Origin of the sequence: Salinibaculum sp. SYNS191 (assembly GCF_037338445.1) — an archaeon.
Classification (GTDB): domain Archaea; phylum Halobacteriota; class Halobacteria; order Halobacteriales; family Haloarculaceae; genus Salinibaculum; species Salinibaculum marinum.
This window is the reverse complement of record NZ_CP147838.1, coordinates 346063-365554: the sequence shown is the minus strand read 5'-3', so window position 1 is coordinate 365554 and position 19492 is coordinate 346063. Positions and strand designations below refer to the sequence as shown.

Sequence of the window (19492 nt, the reverse complement as noted above, 5' to 3'; positions counted from 1 at the left end):
CCTGATGCAATGTAACAATGAGTCCTCAGGGCGCCTATCGGGTTCTCGTTCCCGTGGGTGAGTCCGTCACGTTGCGGAACACGGTCGGGTACGTCGTCCGGGAGGCAGTAGAACGGGCGGCGGAGACCGACGAGCGAGCGTCGGTACACTTCGTCTTCCCCGCCAGCTGGCAACGGCAGGACCCGACGGCCGACGTCACGGCAGAGGCAGAGGACCTGCTTGAGCGAGTCGAGGCCTGGATTCACGAGGACACCGAGACGGAGGAGGGTGACGAGCTACCGGTGTACGTGACGACGGCTATCATCGGCACGGGCGAGTACCTATTCAGTCCGCGCGACTACGCGGAGACGCTGCTGTCCTACGCGCGGACGAACTCGATAGAACACATCGTGCTGGACCCGGAGTTCAAACCGGGGGCACGGGCACCGTTGCTGACGCCGCTGTCGGCGGAACTGTCGCTCGCCGACGACGTCACGTACGAGGAAGCGCCCGTGGACAGGGCGGTGAGGGGCCGGACACTTCTCGGCCGCGACGTCGACCTGCGGACGTTCGCGAGCGTCTTCGGGCTCTCCTACCTGTTCTACCTCGCCATCGGTGGCTTCGCCGGGACGTTCGATTTCGTCACGGGTGCGGTCAGCGCGGCCATCGTGTCGGTCGTACTCTCGGGTATCACCTTCGACCGGCCGGTGCGGCCGATGCGAACCGGACGAACCCTCGCACGCTGGCTCGTTTACACCCCGTTCCTGCTCTGGGAGATAGCGAAGGCCAACATCGAGGTAGCGATAATCGTTCTCAGACCCTCGCTCCCGATAGAGCCCTCGATGGAGAAGATACAACCGGCCGTGCCGGGGTCGCTACCGGTCACCTCGCTGGCGAACAGCATCACGCTGACGCCGGGAACGATAACCGTCGACGTGCGGGGTAACGACTTCTACATCCACACGCTGACAGAGTCAGCGCGGGAGGCCCTGTACGACGGCGATCTGGAACAGGCCGTCCGGTTCGTGTTCTTCGGGCGCGATAGCGCGTCCATCGCCAGCCCGCGAGAGCGAGGGCAGAACGCGGGCGACCTGGCGGCGGAGGCCGAGGCGGAGGCCACGGCGGCTGCCGACGACGACGCTGAGGGAGGTGAAGAGTCGTGACACTCGCGAGTAGCGGTCCACTGGCGGACGTCTTCCTCGCAGTCGTCGTGGCCTTCGTCGTCCTCGGCGTCGTCACGCTGTATCGCGTCGCACGCGGCCCGACGACCCACGACCGGGTCGTCGCTGTCAACGCCGCGGGGACGACGACGGTTATCGTCATCGCGCTGGTGGCAGTCGTCATCGACGAACCTGGCTTCCTGGACATCGCCATCGTCTACGCGCTGTTGAACTTCCTGATGAGCATCGCCATCTCGAAGTTCACGGTCGAACGGGGTGGTGTCCTGTGAGCAGCCTGTTGACCTGGCTGAGCCTCGCGTTGATGGTGGTGGGCCTCTTCTTCACGGCCGTCGCCGCCATCGGGCTGATTCGCATGCCGGACGTCTACACCCGGGCGCACGCGACGTCGAAGGCCGACACGCTCGGCACGGTGCTGACGCTCGCGGGCGTGGCCGTGGCCTTTCAGGCAGGCGTGCCGCGGGTGAAACTCCTGCTGCTGGCGCTTTTCATGCTCATCACGAGCCCGACGGCCACCCACGCGATTACCCGGGCGGCCTACGACCAGGGGATAGAGCCGTGGACCGCGGACGAGGAGGGTGACGGATGATAACGGCTATCGAGGCCGTCCTCCTGGCCTTCGTCCTGTTCAGCGCCGCTGCGACAGTCCTGCTGCGGGACGTCCTGGCGACGATTGTCGCCTTCGCCGCCTACAGCCTTGGACTGGCGCTGGTGTGGGTCGTCCTGCGGGCCCCGGACGTGGCCCTGACAGAGGCAGCCATCGGGGCCGGCGTCACGACGATCCTCTTCCTGCTGACGATAACGCGGACCGTCAGGCCGACGGAGGACATCACCGCGCTGAAGAAGGTCCACTGGCCGGGCGTCCTCGCCGTCGGGTTACTGGGAGCGTTGTTGCTCTGGACGGTTCCCGACATCCCGGCGATCGGCGACGCCGGGGCGGTCGCCTGGGAGTACAGCGAAGTCTCGCAGTACTACCTGGAGAACGCCTACGAGGAGACCCACGTCAAGAACGTCGTGACGGCGGTGCTGGCGGCATACCGCGGGTTCGACACCTTCGGCGAGGCGGTCGTGGTCTTCGCCGCCGGTGTGGCCGTGCTCGCGATTCTGAAGGAGGAGCGATTCACATGAGCAGCCGACGACCCTACGTCGAGAGCAGCGTCATCATGACGACGGTCCGCATCCTGGCCCCGTTCGTGTTCACGTTCGGGCTTTTCGTGATGTTCCACGGGACATCGTCGTCGGGCGGCGGTTTCCAGGGCGGCGCTATCGTCTCTGCGATGATAATAATGCTGGCGTTCGCGTACGGAATCGAACCCACGCGAAAGTGGTTCGTCAACACCGCCGTCGTCGGGCTCGTCGCCGGCGGCGTGTTGCTCTTTGCCCTCATCGGCGTCGGACCGATGCTGCTCGGCGGAACCTTCCTGGAGTACGAACTCTACAACGTGCCAGACGCGACGAAATATGGTATCGAGGGCGTCGAACTCGGCATCGGCGCCATCGTCTCGGGAGTCATCTCCGGGCTCTTTTTCGCCATCGCCCACGGCTTCGAGTTCAGGAGGGACCAGGAATGATAGTCGACCTGCTGCTGACGCGGTACAACTACATCGCCGCGTTCCTGCTCATCGCCGGCGGCCTCTACATGGTCATCGGCGACCGCAACTTCGTGAAGAAGGTCATCGGGATGAACCTGTTCCAGACGGGTATCTTCCTGTTTTTCATCACCGCCGCCTTCGTCGAGGTGGACGGCATGACCGGCGCACCGCCGGTCATCACGGACGGGGTGGACCTCTACGTCAGCCCGCTCCCGCACGTCCTCATCCTGACGGCTATCGTCGTCGGGGTGAGTCTGACGGCGGTCGCGCTGACGCTCATCATCCGCATCTACCGGGAGTACGGCACGCTTAGAGAGGACGTTCTCAGGGAGATGGATACCGATGACTGACGCTATCGTCCTCGCCATCGTCGTGCCGATCGTCGCGGCAGTGCTCACGCTCCTGCTGGGACTGCGCTTCGATAACGTCGGCTGGCCGATGGCCGTGCTCGCGACCGCCACGCAGGTCGGACTGACCGCGGTCATCGGGGCGGCGGTTCTGGAGAATGGCCGCGTCACCTACGAACTGGCCGGTTTCGCACCGCCGGCGGGCATCGAACTCGTCGCGGACACGCTGTCGGCACCGGTGGCGCTGCTGGTCGCCGTCGTCTCGCTCGCCGTGCTCGCGTACGCGCGAACGTCGGGCCCGCACGGGAACATGTTCTACATCGTCTACCTGCTGCTGGTCGGCGGTCTCGCGGGGGTCACCCTCACGGGCGACCTGTTCAACATGTACGTCTTCCTCGAAATCACCGGGCTGGCGGCGTACGCCCTGGTCGCGACCGGCGACACCGCCAAGAGCGCGATTGCCGGCCTGAAGTACCTCGTCGTCGGGACCATCGGCGCGTCGCTGTTCCTGCTCGGCGTCGGCTACGCGTTCCTCGCGACGGGGACGCTCAACATGGCGGACCTCGCTCAGCGTCTCGGTGACGTCGCCGCCTACGACTCGCGGCTGGTGCTGGCTTCCTTCGCGCTCATCGTCGCCGGCCTGGCGGTGAAGGTGGCGCTGTTCCCGGTCCACTCCTGGCAACCCGACGCCTACCAGTCGTCCCCGGACAGCGTGAGCATCTTCATCTCGGCGCTGGTCTCGACGGTGGCCGCCTACGCGCTGGGACGCATCCTCTTTAGCGTGTTCACCCCGGCGTTCTTCGACGCTGTTCCGATGGCGCGAACCGTCCTCGTCCACGCCGCAGCGGTGAGCATCCTCGCCGGGAGCACGCTGGCAGTCCTCCAGCAGGACGTCAAGCGGATGCTGGCGTACTCGTCGGTCGCCCAGTTCGGGATGGTCGTCGCGGCGTTCGCGATGATGAACGAACTGGCGGCCGTCGGCGGCGTCATCCACCTGGTCGGCCACGCCATCATGAAGGGCGGCCTGTTCGCGGCAGCGGGCGTCATCGCCGCGTTCACCGGCGCCCGCCGCATCGACGACTACGCGGGACTGGCGGGCCGGGCACCCGTCGTCGCAGCGTCGTTTGCCGTCCTGGCGTTCGCGATGGTCGGCGTCCCGCCGGCCGTCGGCTTCGTCGGCAAGTGGTACATCGCCTTCGGGGCAATCGAGAGCGGGACGTGGGTCGTCGCGGCGGTCATCCTCGCGTCGACGCTGCTGACGCTGGCGTACTTCGCCCGCATCGTCGAGCGGATGTACTTCAGACCGGCCGAGCGCACGGCTGCCGGCGACTCCGCCGTCGGGGCGGCGACCGACGGCGGCGAACCGCCCGTCTCGCCCGGAATGGTCGCCGTCGTCGTCGGTGCGGCCGTCGCTGCAGTGGTGCTCGGCTTCTTCGGGTCGGGCATCGAGGCGTTCCTCGACCCGTTCCTGACGGAGGTGTTCGCATAAATGACTGACGTCGCTTCACTCCGACCCCTCGCGGCTGTACTGGTCTCTGTCGTCGCAATCCCGCTCATCCTCGGCTCCCACGGCCGCCCGAACCTCCGGGAGGCGTGGACGATGCTGGCGGCACTGACGAAAGTCGCCATCGTCGGCAGCATGGTGCCCGGCGTGCTCTCGGGGACGGTGTACGTCACCGACCTCGGGACCATCGTCGCCGACGTGGGCTTCGTCCTTCGCGTGGACGCGCTGGGACTGCTCTTTGGCCTGCTCGCGAGCGCGCTGTGGGTCGTTACCAGCCTCTACAGCATCGGCTACATGCGCGGCCTGAGCGAGCACAACCAGACGCGCTACTTCGCCTCCTTCGCGGCGAGTCTCGCGACCGCAATCGGCGTCGCCTTCGCCTCTAACCTGGTCACCCTGTTCATCTTCTACGAACTGCTGACCGTCGCGACCTACCCGCTAGTCGCCCACGACGAGACCGACGAGGCCAGGGCGGCCGGCCGGAAGTACCTCGCGTACACCTTCATCGGCGGCGTCGCTGTCCTGACGGGGACGCTGCTCGTCTACTTCCTCACCGGGACGACGGCGTTCTCGGCGGGCGGCATCGCCGACCTGGCGACGGCCGACCCGGCGCTCGCTCGCCTGGCCTTCGGCCTGCTCGCTGGCGGCTTCGGCGTCAAAGCCGCGCTGATGCCGGTCCACTCCTGGCTGCCCGACGCGATGGTCGCGCCGACGCCCGTCTCTGGCCTGCTCCACGCCGTGGCCGTCGTCAAGAGCGGGGTCTTCGGTATCGCACGCGTCACCCTGGACGTGTTCGGCCCGGAGACGGTCCAGGACCTCGGTGTCGGCCTGCCGCTCGCGGCCGTCGCCGCCTTCACGCTCCTGACCGCGAGCGTCATCGCGCTCCGGCAGGACAACCTCAAGCGCCGGCTGGCGTACTCCACCATCAGTCAGCTCTCCTACATCGTCCTCGGACTGGGGGTGCTGTCGGGCGACGCCATCGTCGGCGGCCTGCTGCACATCCCCGCGCACGCGTTCATGAAACTCACTCTCTTTTTCTGTGCCGGTGCCATCCACGTCGAGACGCACACCGACGACATCTCGGACATGGCCGGCATCGGCAAGCGCATGCCGCTGACAATGACCGCTTTCGCTATCGCGGCGGCCGGCATGGCCGGCATCCCGCTCGTCGCGGGGTTCGTCAGCAAGTGGTACCTCCTCATCGGGAGTGTCGACGCCGGACAGGCCGTCTTCGCCATCGCCTTGCTCGTCTCGGGGATGCTCAACATCGCCTACTTCTGGCCCATCGTCTACCAGGCGTTCTTCGAGAGCGAGGACGAGGACGACCACGACTCCAAGCCGCTGCTCGAAGGCTCCTTCGGCGGCCGGTTCGCAGTGGCCGACCGGGCGACAGCCAGCGAACCGGCGGCAGTCCGGGCCGACGGCGGGGACGAGGCGGAGGCAGGTGACGACCACGCCGAATCGGCGGACAGCGGTCACGACGAGACCGATGCTGACGACCACCACGACGCGGCCGCCGACCACGACCACCACCACGGCGGCCCGCCGGAAGGCGGGTGGGAACGAGTCGGCTGGCGCGGCGGCGAGTCGACCTGGTTCATGCTGGGTCCCATCCTGACGGCTGCAGCGGGCGCTGTCGCACTCGGCGTCGTCCCTGCAGCGGCGGTGTTCCTGCAAATCGTGCAACTGGTCGCGGAGAACGTGGGGGTGGTCGCGTGAGCGAGCGCATCGAGCGAACGCGACGACGCCAGCGGGTCCCGCTGGAGGTGGTCGCATGAGTACCCCCGTTGACGGCGGACTGCTGACGATGGTCCCGCCGGCTATCGTCGTTCTGGCCGTCGCGCTCCTGCTGCCGCTGGTCTCGCGACGCGTCGGGCACGCACTCGGACTGCTCGTGACCGGCGGCACCCTCGTCTGGGTGCTGTCCGTCGCGGAGGGGGCGTACCTCCAGACCCAGTTCCTCGGGTTCGAGGCCGTCCTTTTCAACGTCGACCAGTTGTCCCGGCTGATGGGCATCATCTTCGCGTTCATCGGGGGCATCGCCGTGCTCTACTCGTACGCGACCGACGCGAGCAACCGCCAGACGGCCTACGCGCTGGGCTACGTCGGGACCAGCCTCGGGGCCGCCTTCGCCGGCGACTGGCTCACGTTCGTCTTCTTCGTCGAACTGATGGCCGTCGCGTCGACGCTGCTGGTCTGGGACTACGGCGGCCGCGCGGTCCGGGCGGGCTTCCGGTACGCGCTCTGGCACGGCCTCGGCGGCAGCCTCGTGCTGGCGGGCATCATCTGGCACTACGTCGAGGTCGGCTCGTTCCTGTTCACCGCCACCGACGGCATCGCGCCCGGCATTCCCGCGGCGTTCTACGCGCTCGGGTTCGGCGTCAACGTCGGCTACATCGGCTTCCACGTCTGGCTACCGGACACCTACCCGCGTCCGCACATCGCTGCCAGCGTCTTCCTCTGTGTCTACACCACGAAGACCGGCGTCTACGCGCTCGGTCGTGCCTTCCCCGAGGGCTCCCTCTGGCTGGCGTACATGGGCGGGCTGATGACCGTCTTCGGTGCCGCCTTCGCGCTCGTGCAAAACGACATGCGCCGCCTCCTCTCCTACCACATCCAGTCCCAGGTCGGGTACATGGTCGCCGGCGTCGGCATCGGGACTGCACTGGCGTCCGCTGGCGCGTTCGCCCACGTCTTCAACCACATCCTCTACAAGGCACTGCTGTTCATGTGTGCCGGCGCCATCATCTACCGGACCGACACGTCGGACCTCAAGAAACTCGGCGGCCTCTGGCGGGAGATGCCGATTACGGCGGTCATCTTCGCCGTGGCAGCGCTCTCTATCTCCGGGTTCCCCGGTTTCAACGGCTTCGTCAGCAAGGGCATGGTCATCGCGGCCTCGCACAAGGAACACATGGACGCGCTGTGGTACATCCTCCTGCTCGGAGGTGTCGGGACGTTCATGTCGTTCATCAAGTTCGGCTACTACGCCTTCTTCCACGGAGAGGCCCAGCAGACCGTCTCGGGACGGGAACTCAACCTCGGGCAACTGGTGGCGATGGCGACCGTCGCCATCCTCTGTGTGTACTACGGGTTCGCCCACGGCGCACTGTTCTCGCTGCTACCCGGCGGTGACTCGCTCGACTACACCGTCTTTACGGAGGGGCACCTCGTCGAAGGGTTCGGCCTCGCCCTCATCGGACTCGTCGCCTTCGTCGCCGTCAAGCGCCCGCTGGAGCGCGTCGGCGGTGCCGTCCCGGACATCGACTACGTCTACAACCGCGCGAGCTTCTTCGGCACCCGCGCGCTTGTCGTCGCCGTGACCGAGCTGTACGCCGCCGTCGACCGCTTCGTGGTCCGCACCGCCAACACGACGGTCTGGATGTTCCGCCACCCCGTCCCGGCGCTGTCGATGACTGCGCCGTGGCTGCTCCCCGAGCGGACGCGGGCCAACGGCGACGAGGAACTGCATCCCGAACTGCAGGCCAACATCGGACAGGCCACCTTCCTCGTCGTCGCCGTGTTGCTGGGCACGCTGTTCCTGCTCTTCCTGGCTGTCGCCTGAATTCCGACCACTACTCTCAATGTCGTCCAGTCCTGAGAGGCGTCCATGTACACGGGCAAGCGCCAGCGACCATGTTGTCTCTGTCAGCACCCGGAGACGAGCCACCGCCTGGACCTCCCACCGCGGGCCATCGAGGCGATGGCGCGCAGCGGCCGCATCTCCTGGCGGGACGTCATCGGCGAGGTGTCGCTGTACTTCTGTGACGGGGACTGGGTGACGGTCCGAGACCTCGTGCTGGAGACGGGGATGAACCCCATCGGTCGCTGCAACGCCGCCTGTGCGGACTTCGACCTCCGGGAGGATTTCGACGCGCTGACGAACGCCAGCACGGAGCGCCAGGACCAGCGCGCCAAGGAACGCGAGATGCTGGCCGCTGCCCGCGAGACGCTTGCGGCGTTCGAAGCCGGCGAGAGCCCGGAGGACCGCGACCTGATCGAGGCCCGGGTCATCCAGTGGACGCTGGAGGACCTCGGCGCGATGCCCGAACCGGAAGCGGCGGATTGAGTCGGCGACTGCCACACCGGAGGTCTGTGCTTGCTAACGTTCGGCCCAAACGACAAGATTTAGCGTTCGCGAGAGTCACCGCCCGCTATGTCCCATCGCTCTCCCCGCCGACTGTGGACGGGCGTTCTGGTCCTCGCCCTCCTGCTCGCCGGTTGCAGTGGCCTGCCGGCCACGGACGGTGGAGCGCAGACCCCGACCGTCTCGGTCGAGAACTTCTCGTACCCCTCTGGCTGGTCCCAGGACGGCATCGAGGACGTCAGTGACGCAGTCGCGACGCACCGGGACGCCGTCGCCGGCGTCTCCCGGACGGCGCGTGCAGTCACGTTGGACGGTGAATACAACCGGACGATTGTGCGCCGAGTCGATGCGGACGCCGGAACCGCGTCACTGCGGTTCGTCGATACGACCTTCGACAACGACGTCAGTGTGTACTACAGCGACGCCGGCGTCTTCGAGTACGACCTGACCACTGGGGAACTGGTCACGAGAGCGAACGAGGCCTGGGAGATGAACGACGTCGGAACGGTCGAGCGGGAGACCCTGAGCCGGCCGCTCGACGGCGTCACTCTCAGCGCCAGCGACACCGTCCTCGTGGAGGGGACGACCGCCGTCGAGTACACCGTCACCGGCCTCGCGGACCCGGACCGGATTCCGGCGAACGAGGCGAGCGGAACCGTCGTCGTCACCCGCGAGGGCTACGTTGCGTCCCTGAACGTCACGAAGTCGAACGACGACTACTGGCGACGGATGACTTACAGCGTGACCGACGTCGGTTCCGCGGACGTCGAACGGCCGGACTGGGTTCCCGAGGAGTGACTACCGTCCGCTGACGCGTCGGCGGTGGACGATACCCTGCATGTTCGCCGTCTTGTTCGCGAACTCGCGCAGCGCCTCGCTCGTCTCGCCGTCGGCAAGGACCATCGGACGGCCCTCGTCGCCGCCCTCGCGGATGGACGGGTCCAGCGGAATGTCACCGAGGAAGGGCATGTCGACCTCGGACGCGAGGCGCTGGCCGCCGCCCTCGCCGAAGATGGCGTGCTCCGAGCCACAGTCGGGGCAGTGGTAACTCGACATGTTCTCGACGATGCCGAGGACGGCGGTGTCGTGGCGGCCGAACATCTTGAGTCCCTTCCGGGCGTCGTCCAGCGCGACTTCCTGGGGCGTCGTGACGATGACCGCGCCGGAGACGGGGACGCTCTGCAGGAGCGTGAGTTGCGTGTCGCCGGTGCCCGGCGGGAGGTCGACTATCATGTAGTCCAGGTGCCCCCAGACGACGTTCTCCCAGAACTCCGTGAGGAGGTTGTGGACCATCGGACCGCGCCAGATGACCGGGTCGTCCTCGCCCGCGAGGAAGTCCATGCTCATCAGTTTCATCCCGAACTTCTCGGGGGGGACGATCTCCTCGTCCTCGTTCGCGCGCGGGGGCTCGTCTGCGTCGACCATCCGCGGCACGTTCGGCCCGTAGACGTCGGCATCGAAGAGACCGACGCGGGCACCCATGTCGGCGAGTCCGGCCGCGAGGTTCACCGCGACGGTGGACTTGCCGACCCCGCCTTTGCCCGAGGCGACCGCGATGACGTTCTCGACGTTGGGGAGTACCTCGTCCTCCGGGTCAAGTCCCCGGTCGATGCTGGCCGAGAGGTCGATTTCGTAGTCGAGGTCGGCGAGGGCCTCGCGCACGTTGCCCGCCATCGCGGTCTCCGTCGGCGAGTAGGGCGCGCCGAGCGCGAGGTCGATGTGGACCGTCTCCGCCGCCTCGTCGATTTCGATGCTGTTCACGAGACCGAGCGAGACGATGTCGTCGCCGAGGTCCGGGTCCTCGACTGCGGCCAGCGCCCCGCGGACGTCCTCCTCCGTGGGAGGGACTGCTGTCATGGCAGTTGGTACGCGGCGGCGAAGCGATAAGGATTGTGTCCTCGACCGTCAAGCGACGTTCCAATATTGCTCCCGGACAGACCGTCGACTCACGGCCCTGTGGACTCCCTCACTGGGCGGCGACTACGTCGCCGGCTACGGCGACCCTGTCCAGTGAGGACTCACTCCAGGTCCTGCAGACAGAACCACCAGTCGTAACAGTCCCCGTCGTCGTCGGCCAGTCGCTGCCTCGCAGTGGCGACGTCGGACGGCGGTTTCGACAGCACTCTGTCACCGAACTCCTCGTTGTTCGGCCAGTCGCCGGGGACGGCGACGTCGTTTTCGTCGGAGGTCTGCACCGTCACCCTGGGGAACGAGTCACCGAGACCTGGCTGTTCGAGTTGCTCTTGTGAGGCCATCGTGGCACTTTGATACTTCGAAGTTCGTGCAATATCAATTCCGCCCATTCCCACGCACCGAGAGCCGAGCCAGCCCTGCTGTGGGCCGAATCCAAGCTCAGCGGCAATCTCCTGTTCGCCCGGCTCGTGACTGACACATCGCGAAATTTGATTTTCTAGGGAGTTTAGCGTCTCCTGCCGAACCGGATTCCGGCCGTACCGGCGGTCGGTGACGGACGGGCAAAGAGCGACTACTCCGACACGGTGGGGAACCAAGGATTTTTGTGTATTGTATAATAACCACAATATAATGGGTGCGACACAGATACTCGTTCTCGGCGCAGGCACAGGCGGGACGATGGCAGCGAACATGCTGGACCGGAAACTCGACCGCGACGTCGAGATTACGGTCGTCGACCAGAGTCCCGAGCACCACTACCAGCCTTCGTACTACCTCATCCCCTTCGGGCACATGGAGCCGGAGAACCAGCATCGGCCGGTCGAGTCGTTGCTGCGGCGGGACGTCGAGTTCGTCCAGGCCAGTGTCGAGGGCGTCGACCCGGAGGCCCGGACCGTCGCGACGGACGGCGAGACGCTGGCGTACGACTACCTCGTCACGGCACTGGGGAACCGCCTCGCACCGGAGTCGGTGCCGGGGATGCGAGCGGCATGGGAGGAGACGGAGGCCGTCTATCCCTTCTATCACTACGACGCTGCCGTGGAACTCCGGGAGGCCGTCCGGGACTTCGACGGCGGTCAGTTTCTCGTGACCGTCCCCGAGACGCCCATCAAGTGCGGCGGCGCGCCGCTGAAGATGGCGATGCTCGCCGACGACTACTTCCGGGACATCGGCATCCGCGAAGACGTCGACATCGCCGTCGCCAAGCCGGCCGAAGCGCCGTTCGGGACGCCGCCATCGCCGAAAGCCCACTACAACGACAAGCTCGAGGAACTCTGGGACGAGCGTGACATCGAGTTCCTCCCGGAGTTCGCGGTCGAGGAAATCGACTACGAGAACGACCGTGTCGTCGCGGAAGACGGCCGCGAGGTCGAGTACGACCTCTACGCGCCCGTTCCGCCGCAGTACGGCCGGGAGGCGCTCGTGGACCACTCGCCGCTGACCGACGGCGAGTACGTCACCGTCGACAAACACACCCTCCAGCACGTCGACTACGACGACGTCTTCGCCATCGGCGACAACTCGAACCTGCCGACCTCGCGGACCGCTTCGGCCGTCCGCAAACAGGTTCACGTGCTGGTGAACAACCTCGACGCGGCGATGGCGGGGCGGCGGCTCACGGACACCTACGACGGCTACACGGCGTGTCCGCTCCTCACGGAGGAGGGAAAGGCGATGATTGCCGAGTTCGACTACGAGGACCCGATTGCAGCGCCCGTCGAGACGCGCTCGAACTGGGTCCTCGACGTCAACGTCATCCCCCCGATGTACTGGAACATGTGGATGCGCGGGTACGACCCGGTGCCCTGACCATGTCCGAGACAGACGACCGAGTCACGGAGACGACGGCGCTCGACCTGGACCCCGAGACGCGCGCGCTCGTGGCGTCGATCGAGGCCAACGCGGACGAACTCCGCGAACTCGTCGAACTGGTCGTCGTCACCAAGCAACTCGGCGACGACCTCTCGCCGGAGGCCAGGGAGGCGGCGACGGACCTCCGGGAACCACTCGCGGACGTACGTCTCGCGCTGGAGCGCGAGGAGACGCTGGAACTCCTCGAAGCGGTGGGACACAACGCCGACGAACTGGCCGAACTCGTCGAGGTTGCCGCCGCGAGCAAGCGGCTCGCCGACGACCTCGCCCCACAGCTCCAGGCGGCGGCCAGCGACGCGCGCCACCCCATGGCCGAACTCCGGCTGGCACTCGAACGCGAGGAGACGCTCGTGTTGCTCCGCAAACTCGGCGAGAACACTGACACGTTCATCGAACTGCTCGACCTCCTGGACGCGAGCCACGGGCTCCTCCAGGACCTGGTCCCCGAGTTGCGGTCGGCCGCCGCCGACGCCCGGAGTCCCATCGCCGACCTCCGCCTCGTGCTGGCGGGCTTCGTCGACGCCCAGGAGGAGACAGACGTCGACCCCTACGAGATGGGACAGGGGCTCGGCCGTGCGATGGCGCTGGGGGCGACGGTCGGGAACCCCGACGTGGTCGAAACGGTCGACGCCGGCCTCGGGGCCTTCCGGAGCGACGAGGACCCCGAACCGTTGGGACTGCTCGGACTGCTTCGGGCGTTCAGAGACGACGACGTCCGGGCGGGACTGGGCCAGCTCGTGGACGTCGTCCGGCGGATTGGTGCGAACGCCCGCGAGTGAGCCCGCCAGGCGCCAGTGCGATAGTGTGCCACGCTCGGCGCCATCCGTTGCGTTTTTATATGCCGGGCGGGGATTCATGAGTACAACTCGTGTAGGGGCGAGGCGCCCCGAGTCCGCCCGAGCGGGCGCGAGTACCAGAGCGCGCGGCCCGACCGGCCGGGCGCACAACAAGGCAAGCGTGTCGTGGTAGCCAAGCCTGGCCCAAGGCGCAGGGTTGCTAACTCTGTGGCGTACAGCCTCCGGGGTTCGAATCCCCGCCACGACGTGCACACACATCCATACATATGAGTGCAGAAGAACCCGAACAAGCGGACGAGGACGAGGAGGACATTCGTTACTTCGTCCGCATCGGTCAGACAGACCTCGACGGCACCAAGTCCGTCGAGCGCTCGCTGACAGAGATGAAAGGCATCGGCCACCGCGCGGCGCGGCTCATCGCTGACAAGGCAGACGTCGACCGCCGGGCGACCTTCGGCGCGCTCGACGACGACGACATCGAGGCTGTCGTCGACCTCGTGGAAGGCTTCGCCGAGGAGGTCCCCGAGTGGCTCGCGAACCACCGGAACGACTTCTTCGCCGGCGAGACCACCCACGAGATCGGCAACGACCTCGAACTGACCCGCCGTCAGGACATCAACCGCATGAAGATGATAGACTCCTACAAGGGCACGCGCCACAAGCGCGGACAGAAGGTCCGCGGCCAGCGCACCAAGTCCACCGGCCGGACGGAGGGCACCATCGGTGTCAACGTCGAGGCCATCAAGGAAGAGCAGGCGGAGGAAGCGGCCGCCGAGGGGGATGAGGAATAATGGCGCTCGGTAGCAACACAAAGTACTACGAGACGCCGAACCACCCCTACCAGGGCGAACGTATCGCGGAGGAGTCCGGTCTCCTCGGCAAGTACGGCCTCAAGAACAAGGAGGAACTCTGGCGCGCCCAGTCCGAACTGCGCAACTACCGCCGCGAGGCGCGAAAGCTGCTCGGCCGCACGCAGGGTGACGCAGAGGCCGCCGGGCAGGAAGCCGACGAGTTCCTGGCGAAGCTCCAGCGCACCGGCGTGCTGGGTGCCGAGGACTCCCTGGACGACGTCCTGTCGCTCGACATCACCGACGTGCTCGAACGCCGCCTGCAGACGGTCGCCTACCGCAAGGGCCTGGCCAACACCACCAAGCAGGCGCGACAGTTCATCACGCACGGCCACATCACCGTCGACGGCAGCCGCGTCCAGATTCCCTCGTACACGGTCGACGTGGACGAGGAGGACACAGTGGCCTTCGACAGCGCGTCGCCGCTGACCGACGAACTGCATCCCGAACGAGCGGAGGACCAATAACATGGCAGACGAACCCGAGTCCAAGTGGGGCGTCGCCCACGTGCACGCATCGTTCAACAACACCATCATCACCATCACCGACCAGACCGGCGCCGAGACCATCGCGAAGTCCAGCGGCGGGACGGTCGTCAAGCAGAACCGCGACGAGGCGTCGCCGTACGCCGCGATGCAGATGGCCGAGGTCGTCGCCGAGAAGGCCAAGGCCCGCGGCATCGAGGGCGTCCACGTCAACGTTCGCGGCCCCGGCGGAAACCAGCAGACCAACCCCGGGCCGGGCGCGCAGGCGACGATTCGCGCGCTGGCCCGCGCCGGCCTCGAAATCGGTCGCATCGAGGACGTCACACCGATTCCGCACGACGGGACCCGCGGCCCCAAGAACGCAGGATTCTAACGATGGCAGCAGATTACGAGGTCGAGTTCGTCGAACGGGCCGAGCGCGAGGCGCGCTTTGTGGTGCGCCCCATCACGCCCGCGTTCGCCAACGGCATCCGCAGGGCGATGATCGCGGACATCCCCACGTTCAGCATCGACACGGTGCGGTTCATCGAGAACTCCAGCGTGATGTTCGACGAGCAAATCGGGCTCCGCCTGGGGCTGATTCCGCTGACGACGCCACCGGGCGAGTTCGAGGAGGGCGAGGAAGTGACCCTGTCGCTGGACGTACAGGGCCCGGACACGGCGTACTCCGGGGACATCGTCTCCAGCGACAGCATGGTCCAGCCGGCGGACGACAACATCCCCATCATCGACCTCAAGGAGGGGCAGCGCCTGGAGTTCGAGGCCGACGCAGTCCTCGACAAGGGGCGCAACCACGCCAAACACCAGGGCGGCGTGGCCGTCGGCTACCGCCACCTCCAGCAGGTGGAGGTCGTCGGCGACAAGAGCGAGTTCGAGGAGGACGAACCGCACATCCTCCGCGGCGTCATCGAGGAGGACGGCGAACTGGTCGCGACGGAGACGTTCGACCACGACCTCTCGAACCGCTACCCCGGCAAGAACGTCGAAGTGACCGACGTGCCCGAAGCCTTCGTCTTCCACGTCGAGACCGACGGCTCGTTCAGCGTGGACGAACTCGTCGAGCAGGCCGTCGGCTCCATCCAGTCCCGCGCGACGGAACTGAAAGAAGCGGTCCAGTTGTAACGATGAACACACGCTCCCTCACCACGACGCCCGCCCCGCTGGAGAGCGGCGGGGCCGGCGGAACCGAAAACCGTTTGAGGGGGCACCCGATACCAGCATATGCGAGCAGGGATAGCCAAGTCTGGCCAACGGCGCAGCGTTCAGGGCGCTGTCCCGTAGGGGTCCGCAGGTTCAAATCCTGCTCCCTGCACTTTTCAGGAGGTAGGTCATGAGCAAAACGAACCCGAGACTCAGTAGTCTCATCGCTGATCTCAAGTCGGCTGCCCGCGCGTCGGGCGGTGACGTCTGGAACGACGTCGCCGAACGCCTGGAGAAACCCCGGCGGACCCACGCCGAGGTGAACCTCGGCCGCATCGAGCGCTACGCACGGGAGGACGAGACGGTCGTCGTGCCCGGGAAGGTGCTCGGCAGCGGCGTCCTGCAGAAGGACGTCACCGTCGCAGCAGTCGATTTCTCCGGCACAGCCGAGACGAAGATAGAACAGGTCGGCGATACCATGAAACTCGAACAGGCACTCGAACAGAACCCAGAGGGATCGAACGTGCGGGTGATTCGATGAGCGTCGCCGAGTTCGACGCCGACGTCGTCGTCGACGCCCAGGACTGCATCCTCGGCCGCGTCGCCTCGCAGGTCGCACAGCGCGCACTCGACGGCGAGCGCGTCGCCGTGGTCAACGCCGAAAACGCGGTCGTCACCGGCCGCGAGGAAGCAGTCAAACAGAAGTTCCAGGAGCGCCGGGAACACGGCTCGGACCGCGGGCCGATGTACCCCAAGCGCCCGGACCGCATCTTCAAACGGGCGATTCGCGGCATGCTGCCGTACAAGAAACAGCGCGGTCGCGAAGCCTACGAGAACGTCCGCGTCTACGTGGGCAACCCCTACGACGACGCGGAGGTCCTCGACGACACGTCGCTGGACAGGCTCTCGAACATCAAGTTCGTTCCCCTCGGGGACGTCAGCGAATCACTCGGAGCATCCGTCACATGGTAACGAACACATCAGGCAAGAAGAAGACAGCCATCGCACGGGCGACCATCCGGGACGGGACGGGCAAGGTGCGCGTCAACTCCCGGCCGGTCGAACTGGTCGAGCCGGAGCTGGCCCAGCTGAAGATGCTGGAGCCGTTCCGCATCGCCGCCGAAGAGCTGCGCGACGACGTGGACGTCGAAGTGTCCATCGAGGGCGGGGGCGTGATGGGGCAGGCAGACGCCGCCCGCACAGCCATCGCCCGCGGACTCGTCCAGCACACCAACGACGCCGAACTCCGGGACGCCTACATGGAGTTCGACCGGTCGCTGCTCGTCAACGACGTGCGCCAGAGCGAATCCAAGAAGTGGGGCGGCCCCGGCGCCCGGGCCCGCTACCAGAAGTCCTACCGGTGATACAGACATGATGGTCCCAGTCCGCTGTTTCACGTGCGGCAATGTCGTGGGCGAACACTGGGAGGAGTTCAAGGCACGCACGCGCGAAGCCGAGGAACCGGAGGACCCGGAGAAGGTCCTCGACGAACTCGGCGTCGAGCGCCACTGCTGCCGTCGGATGCTCGTCTCGCACAAGGACCTGGTCGACATCGTGGCACCCTATCAATGATGGCACGGAAGGGCAACCGCTACGAGAAGGCACGCATCATCGGGGCGCGAGCCCTGCAGGTGGCCTACGGCGCGCCGGTGCTCGTCGACACCGACCAGACCCAGCCGATTCTCATCGCGGCCGAGGAGTACGACGAGGGCGTCCTGCCCTTCACTGTCCGGCGAGGTGACGGGGAGTGACGCTCGTCACGGACGTCGCTCTCCGCCGCGTGCTCGACTCCCGCGGCAACGCGACGGTCGAGGCCGACGTCCACACGGAGAGTGGCGGATTCGGCCGCGCCAAGGCACCCTCCGGTGCCAGCACTGGCGAGTACGAGGCCATCGAACTCCCGGCCAGCGAGGCCATCGCGAGCGCCCGCGAGGAGGCCGTCCCGCGACTCGTCGGCGAGGTCTACGCCGGCGACCAGCGCGAGGTCGACGCGGCACTGCACGCCGCCGACGGCACCGACGACTTCTCACAGATCGGCGCCAACAGCGCCGTCGCTATCTCGATGGCCGCGGCCAAGGCCGGCGCGGACGTGGCCGGACTCCCGCTCTTCCAGCACCTGGGCGGCACCTTCCGCGGGAACACTTTCCCGACACCGCTGGGCAACGCCATCGGCGGCGGCGAACACGCGGCCGACGCGACGGACATCCAGGAGTTCCTGGCAGCGCCCGTCGGCGCACCCTCCGTTGAGGAGGCCGTCTTCGCCAACGCGGCGGTCCACGGCGAGGTCGCAGACATCCTCGACGACCGCGGCGTCCCCTGCGGCAAAGGTGACGAGGGCGCGTGGGCACCCTCTATCGACGACGCGGCCGCCTTCGAGATCATGGCCGAGGCTGTCGAGACGGTCGGCGACGACGTCGGCTTCGAGATCCGCTTCGGCCTGGACATGGCCGGGGCGGAACTGTACGACGACGAGGAGGACGGCTACGTCTACGGCGAGCGCGTCCGTGACACCGAGGAGCAAATCGAGTACGTTGCGGACCTCGTCGACGAGTACGACCTCGTCTACGTCGAGGACCCGCTCGACGAGAACGACTACGAGGCGTTCGCGGACCTGACCGACCGGGTCGGCGACCGGACGCTCGTCTGCGGGGACGACCTGTTCGTGACGAACGTCGAGCGCCTGGAGACCGGCATCGAAGAGGGTGCGGCAAACAGCATCCTGGTCAAACCCAACCAGATCGGAACGCTCTCGGACGCCGTCGACGCCGTCGAACTGGCGGTCGAGAACGGCTACGACCAGGTCATCTCGCACCGCAGCGGGGAGACCGAGGACACGACGATTGCACACCTCGCCGTGGCGACCGACGCCCCCTACATCAAGACGGGCGCGGTCGGCGGCGAGCGCACGGCAAAGCTGAACGAACTCATACGGATAGAACACAACGCATGAGCGGAAACGAGAACGAAGGCCTCGACGCGAACGAGTCCGACGTCGACCCCGTCGAAGACGAGGTCGAGGCGGACGCCGACGCCGAGGCCGAGACGGACGACGCACCGGACGCCGAGGCCGCGGAAGCCGAGGCCGAACCAGAAGAGGACGCGGGCCCGGACCTCGACGAGGACGTGATGCCCGACGAGGAGGCCGACCTCCTCATCCCCGTCGAGGACTACCTCGCGGCGGGTGCCCACATCGGGACCCAGCAGAAGACCAAGGACATGGAGCGGTTCATCCACCGCGTCCGGACCGACGGTCTCTACGTGCTGGACGTCTCGATGACCGACCAGCGCATCCGCACGGCCGCGGACTTCCTGGCGAACTACGAGCCCGAGCAGATCCTCGTGGCCTCCTCGCGCCAGTACGGTCGCTTCCCGGCCGAGAAGTTCGCCGACGCCGTGGGCGCACGCGCCCGCACCGGCCGCTTCATCCCGGGGACGCTGACCAACCCCAAGTACGACGGCTACATCGAACCGGACGTCGTGGTGGTCACCGACCCCATCGGCGACTCCCAGGCCGTCAAGGAGGCCATCACCGTCGGCATCCCGGTCATCGCGATGTGCGACTCCAACAACACCACGAGCAACGTCGACCTCGTGGTCCCGACCAACAACAAGGGTCGCAAGGCCCTGTCGGTGGTCTACTGGCTGCTCGCCAACGAGACGCTGGACCGCCGCGGCGCGGAGCCGACCTACGCTCTCGAAGACTTCGAGAGCGAACTCTGAGTTTCGGGTACGTGTTTTCGACGCTTCCT

Annotated in this window: 26 protein-coding genes and 2 tRNA genes; 26 read left to right on the top strand and 2 right to left on the bottom strand. The window is 66.8% G+C overall.

The window, feature by feature from the left end; all coding sequences use genetic code 11:
* Nucleotides 1-17 precede the first annotated feature (17 nt).
* The 11 genes from WDJ57_RS01990 (at nt 18) to WDJ57_RS01940 (ending at nt 9485) form a co-directional block, all read left to right on the top strand.
* On the top strand, nt 18-1142 hold the full coding sequence (locus WDJ57_RS01990; protein WP_338903406.1) for a monovalent cation/H+ antiporter subunit E: 1125 nt from the start codon (nt 18-20) through the stop codon (nt 1140-1142).
* A complete protein-coding gene (locus tag WDJ57_RS01985) occupies nt 1139-1429 on the top strand; it encodes a cation:proton antiporter (RefSeq protein ID WP_338903405.1) in 291 nt (96 codons plus the stop codon). Before WDJ57_RS01990 ends, WDJ57_RS01985 begins: the two co-directional genes overlap by 4 nt.
* Before the next feature lie 32 nt (nt 1430-1461).
* Complete coding sequence (gene mnhG / locus WDJ57_RS01980) at nt 1462-1746, top strand: monovalent cation/H(+) antiporter subunit G (protein WP_338906236.1); 285 nt, start codon at nt 1462-1464, stop codon at nt 1744-1746.
* A complete protein-coding gene (locus tag WDJ57_RS01975; protein WP_338903403.1) occupies nt 1743-2285 on the top strand; it encodes a DUF4040 domain-containing protein in 543 nt (180 codons plus the stop codon). The genes mnhG and WDJ57_RS01975 overlap by 4 nt, the downstream gene beginning before the upstream one ends.
* Nucleotides 2282-2728: an MnhB domain-containing protein gene (locus tag WDJ57_RS01970; protein WP_338903401.1), complete on the top strand. Its 447-nt coding sequence runs from the start codon at nt 2282-2284 to the stop codon at nt 2726-2728. The genes WDJ57_RS01975 and WDJ57_RS01970 overlap by 4 nt, the downstream gene beginning before the upstream one ends.
* Nucleotides 2728-3099, top strand: coding sequence for a cation:proton antiporter subunit C (locus WDJ57_RS01965; RefSeq protein ID WP_338906233.1), 372 nt, complete (start codon nt 2728-2730; stop codon nt 3097-3099). Before WDJ57_RS01970 ends, WDJ57_RS01965 begins: the two co-directional genes overlap by 1 nt.
* Nucleotides 3092-4585 (top strand): monovalent cation/H+ antiporter subunit D family protein, encoded by a 1494-nt coding sequence (locus WDJ57_RS01960; RefSeq protein WP_338903399.1) that lies wholly within the window; start codon nt 3092-3094, stop codon nt 4583-4585. The genes WDJ57_RS01965 and WDJ57_RS01960 overlap by 8 nt, the downstream gene beginning before the upstream one ends.
* A complete protein-coding gene (locus WDJ57_RS01955; protein ID WP_338903397.1) occupies nt 4586-6319 on the top strand; it encodes a cation:proton antiporter in 1734 nt (577 codons plus the stop codon).
* 55 nt (nt 6320-6374) lie between these two features.
* On the top strand, nt 6375-8165 hold the full coding sequence (locus tag WDJ57_RS01950) for a Na(+)/H(+) antiporter subunit D (protein ID WP_338903396.1): 1791 nt from the start codon (nt 6375-6377) through the stop codon (nt 8163-8165).
* A gap of 45 nt (nt 8166-8210) precedes the next feature.
* A complete protein-coding gene (locus WDJ57_RS01945) occupies nt 8211-8669 on the top strand; it encodes a hypothetical protein (RefSeq protein ID WP_338903395.1) in 459 nt (152 codons plus the stop codon).
* A gap of 87 nt (nt 8670-8756) precedes the next feature.
* A complete protein-coding gene (locus WDJ57_RS01940) occupies nt 8757-9485 on the top strand; it encodes a hypothetical protein (protein ID WP_338903393.1) in 729 nt (242 codons plus the stop codon).
* On the opposite strand, the gene WDJ57_RS01935 is transcribed toward WDJ57_RS01940, so the two are convergent.
* Both WDJ57_RS01935 and WDJ57_RS01930 read right to left on the bottom strand, forming a co-directional pair.
* Nucleotides 9486-10544: an Mrp/NBP35 family ATP-binding protein gene (locus WDJ57_RS01935; RefSeq protein ID WP_338903391.1), complete on the bottom strand. Its 1059-nt coding sequence runs from the start codon at nt 10542-10544 to the stop codon at nt 9486-9488. It lies immediately after the preceding gene.
* 161 nt (nt 10545-10705) lie between these two features.
* On the bottom strand, nt 10706-10942 hold the full coding sequence (locus WDJ57_RS01930; protein ID WP_338903389.1) for a hypothetical protein: 237 nt from the start codon (nt 10940-10942) through the stop codon (nt 10706-10708).
* 289 nt (nt 10943-11231) lie between these two features.
* Here WDJ57_RS01930 and WDJ57_RS01925 point away from each other — a divergent pair, with 289 nt between their 5' ends.
* The 15 genes from WDJ57_RS01925 to rpsB all read left to right on the top strand — a co-directional run bounded on the left by WDJ57_RS01925 (nt 11232) and on the right by rpsB (nt 19463).
* Nucleotides 11232-12410, top strand: coding sequence for an NAD(P)/FAD-dependent oxidoreductase (locus tag WDJ57_RS01925; RefSeq protein WP_338903387.1), 1179 nt, complete (start codon nt 11232-11234; stop codon nt 12408-12410).
* A gap of 2 nt (nt 12411-12412) precedes the next feature.
* Nucleotides 12413-13252 carry a DUF1641 domain-containing protein gene (locus WDJ57_RS01920; protein WP_338903385.1) on the top strand — a complete coding sequence of 280 codons (840 nt, stop codon included), beginning with the start codon at nt 12413-12415 and terminating at the stop codon, nt 13250-13252.
* Nucleotides 13253-13432: 180 nt separating this feature from the next.
* Nucleotides 13433-13517, top strand: a tRNA-Ser gene (locus tag WDJ57_RS01915).
* A gap of 19 nt (nt 13518-13536) precedes the next feature.
* A complete protein-coding gene (locus WDJ57_RS01910) occupies nt 13537-14061 on the top strand; it encodes a 30S ribosomal protein S13 (RefSeq protein WP_338903382.1) in 525 nt (174 codons plus the stop codon).
* Nucleotides 14061-14585 (top strand): 30S ribosomal protein S4, encoded by a 525-nt coding sequence (locus tag WDJ57_RS01905; RefSeq protein WP_338903379.1) that lies wholly within the window; start codon nt 14061-14063, stop codon nt 14583-14585. The genes WDJ57_RS01910 and WDJ57_RS01905 overlap by 1 nt, the downstream gene beginning before the upstream one ends.
* Nucleotide 14586: 1 nt before the next feature.
* Nucleotides 14587-14976 (top strand): 30S ribosomal protein S11, encoded by a 390-nt coding sequence (locus WDJ57_RS01900; protein WP_338903376.1) that lies wholly within the window; start codon nt 14587-14589, stop codon nt 14974-14976.
* A 2-nt stretch (nt 14977-14978) separates the two neighbouring features.
* Entirely contained in the window at nt 14979-15725 is a 747-nt protein-coding gene (locus WDJ57_RS01895; RefSeq protein ID WP_338903374.1) for a DNA-directed RNA polymerase subunit D, read from the top strand.
* Nucleotides 15726-15830: 105 nt separating this feature from the next.
* Nucleotides 15831-15915 (top strand) — tRNA-Leu (locus WDJ57_RS01890).
* An 18-nt stretch (nt 15916-15933) separates the two neighbouring features.
* A complete protein-coding gene (locus WDJ57_RS01885) occupies nt 15934-16284 on the top strand; it encodes a 50S ribosomal protein L18e (RefSeq protein WP_338903372.1) in 351 nt (116 codons plus the stop codon).
* Nucleotides 16281-16715, top strand: coding sequence for a 50S ribosomal protein L13 (locus WDJ57_RS01880; RefSeq protein ID WP_338903370.1), 435 nt, complete (start codon nt 16281-16283; stop codon nt 16713-16715). Before WDJ57_RS01885 ends, WDJ57_RS01880 begins: the two co-directional genes overlap by 4 nt.
* Nucleotides 16709-17107, top strand: a complete 399-nt coding sequence (locus WDJ57_RS01875; protein ID WP_338903369.1) for a 30S ribosomal protein S9 — start codon at nt 16709-16711, stop codon at nt 17105-17107. The genes WDJ57_RS01880 and WDJ57_RS01875 overlap by 7 nt, the downstream gene beginning before the upstream one ends.
* Nucleotides 17108-17114: 7 nt before the next feature.
* Nucleotides 17115-17315: a DNA-directed RNA polymerase subunit N gene (locus WDJ57_RS01870; RefSeq protein WP_159901306.1), complete on the top strand. Its 201-nt coding sequence runs from the start codon at nt 17115-17117 to the stop codon at nt 17313-17315.
* Entirely contained in the window at nt 17315-17494 is a 180-nt protein-coding gene (locus tag WDJ57_RS01865) for a DNA-directed RNA polymerase subunit K (RefSeq protein ID WP_338906231.1), read from the top strand. The genes WDJ57_RS01870 and WDJ57_RS01865 overlap by 1 nt, the downstream gene beginning before the upstream one ends.
* Complete coding sequence (eno, locus tag WDJ57_RS01860) at nt 17491-18693, top strand: phosphopyruvate hydratase (protein WP_338903366.1); 1203 nt, start codon at nt 17491-17493, stop codon at nt 18691-18693. Before WDJ57_RS01865 ends, eno begins: the two co-directional genes overlap by 4 nt.
* A complete protein-coding gene (gene rpsB / locus WDJ57_RS01855; RefSeq protein WP_338903364.1) occupies nt 18690-19463 on the top strand; it encodes a 30S ribosomal protein S2 in 774 nt (257 codons plus the stop codon). Before eno ends, rpsB begins: the two co-directional genes overlap by 4 nt.
* Nucleotides 19464-19492: the final 29 nt, after the last annotated feature.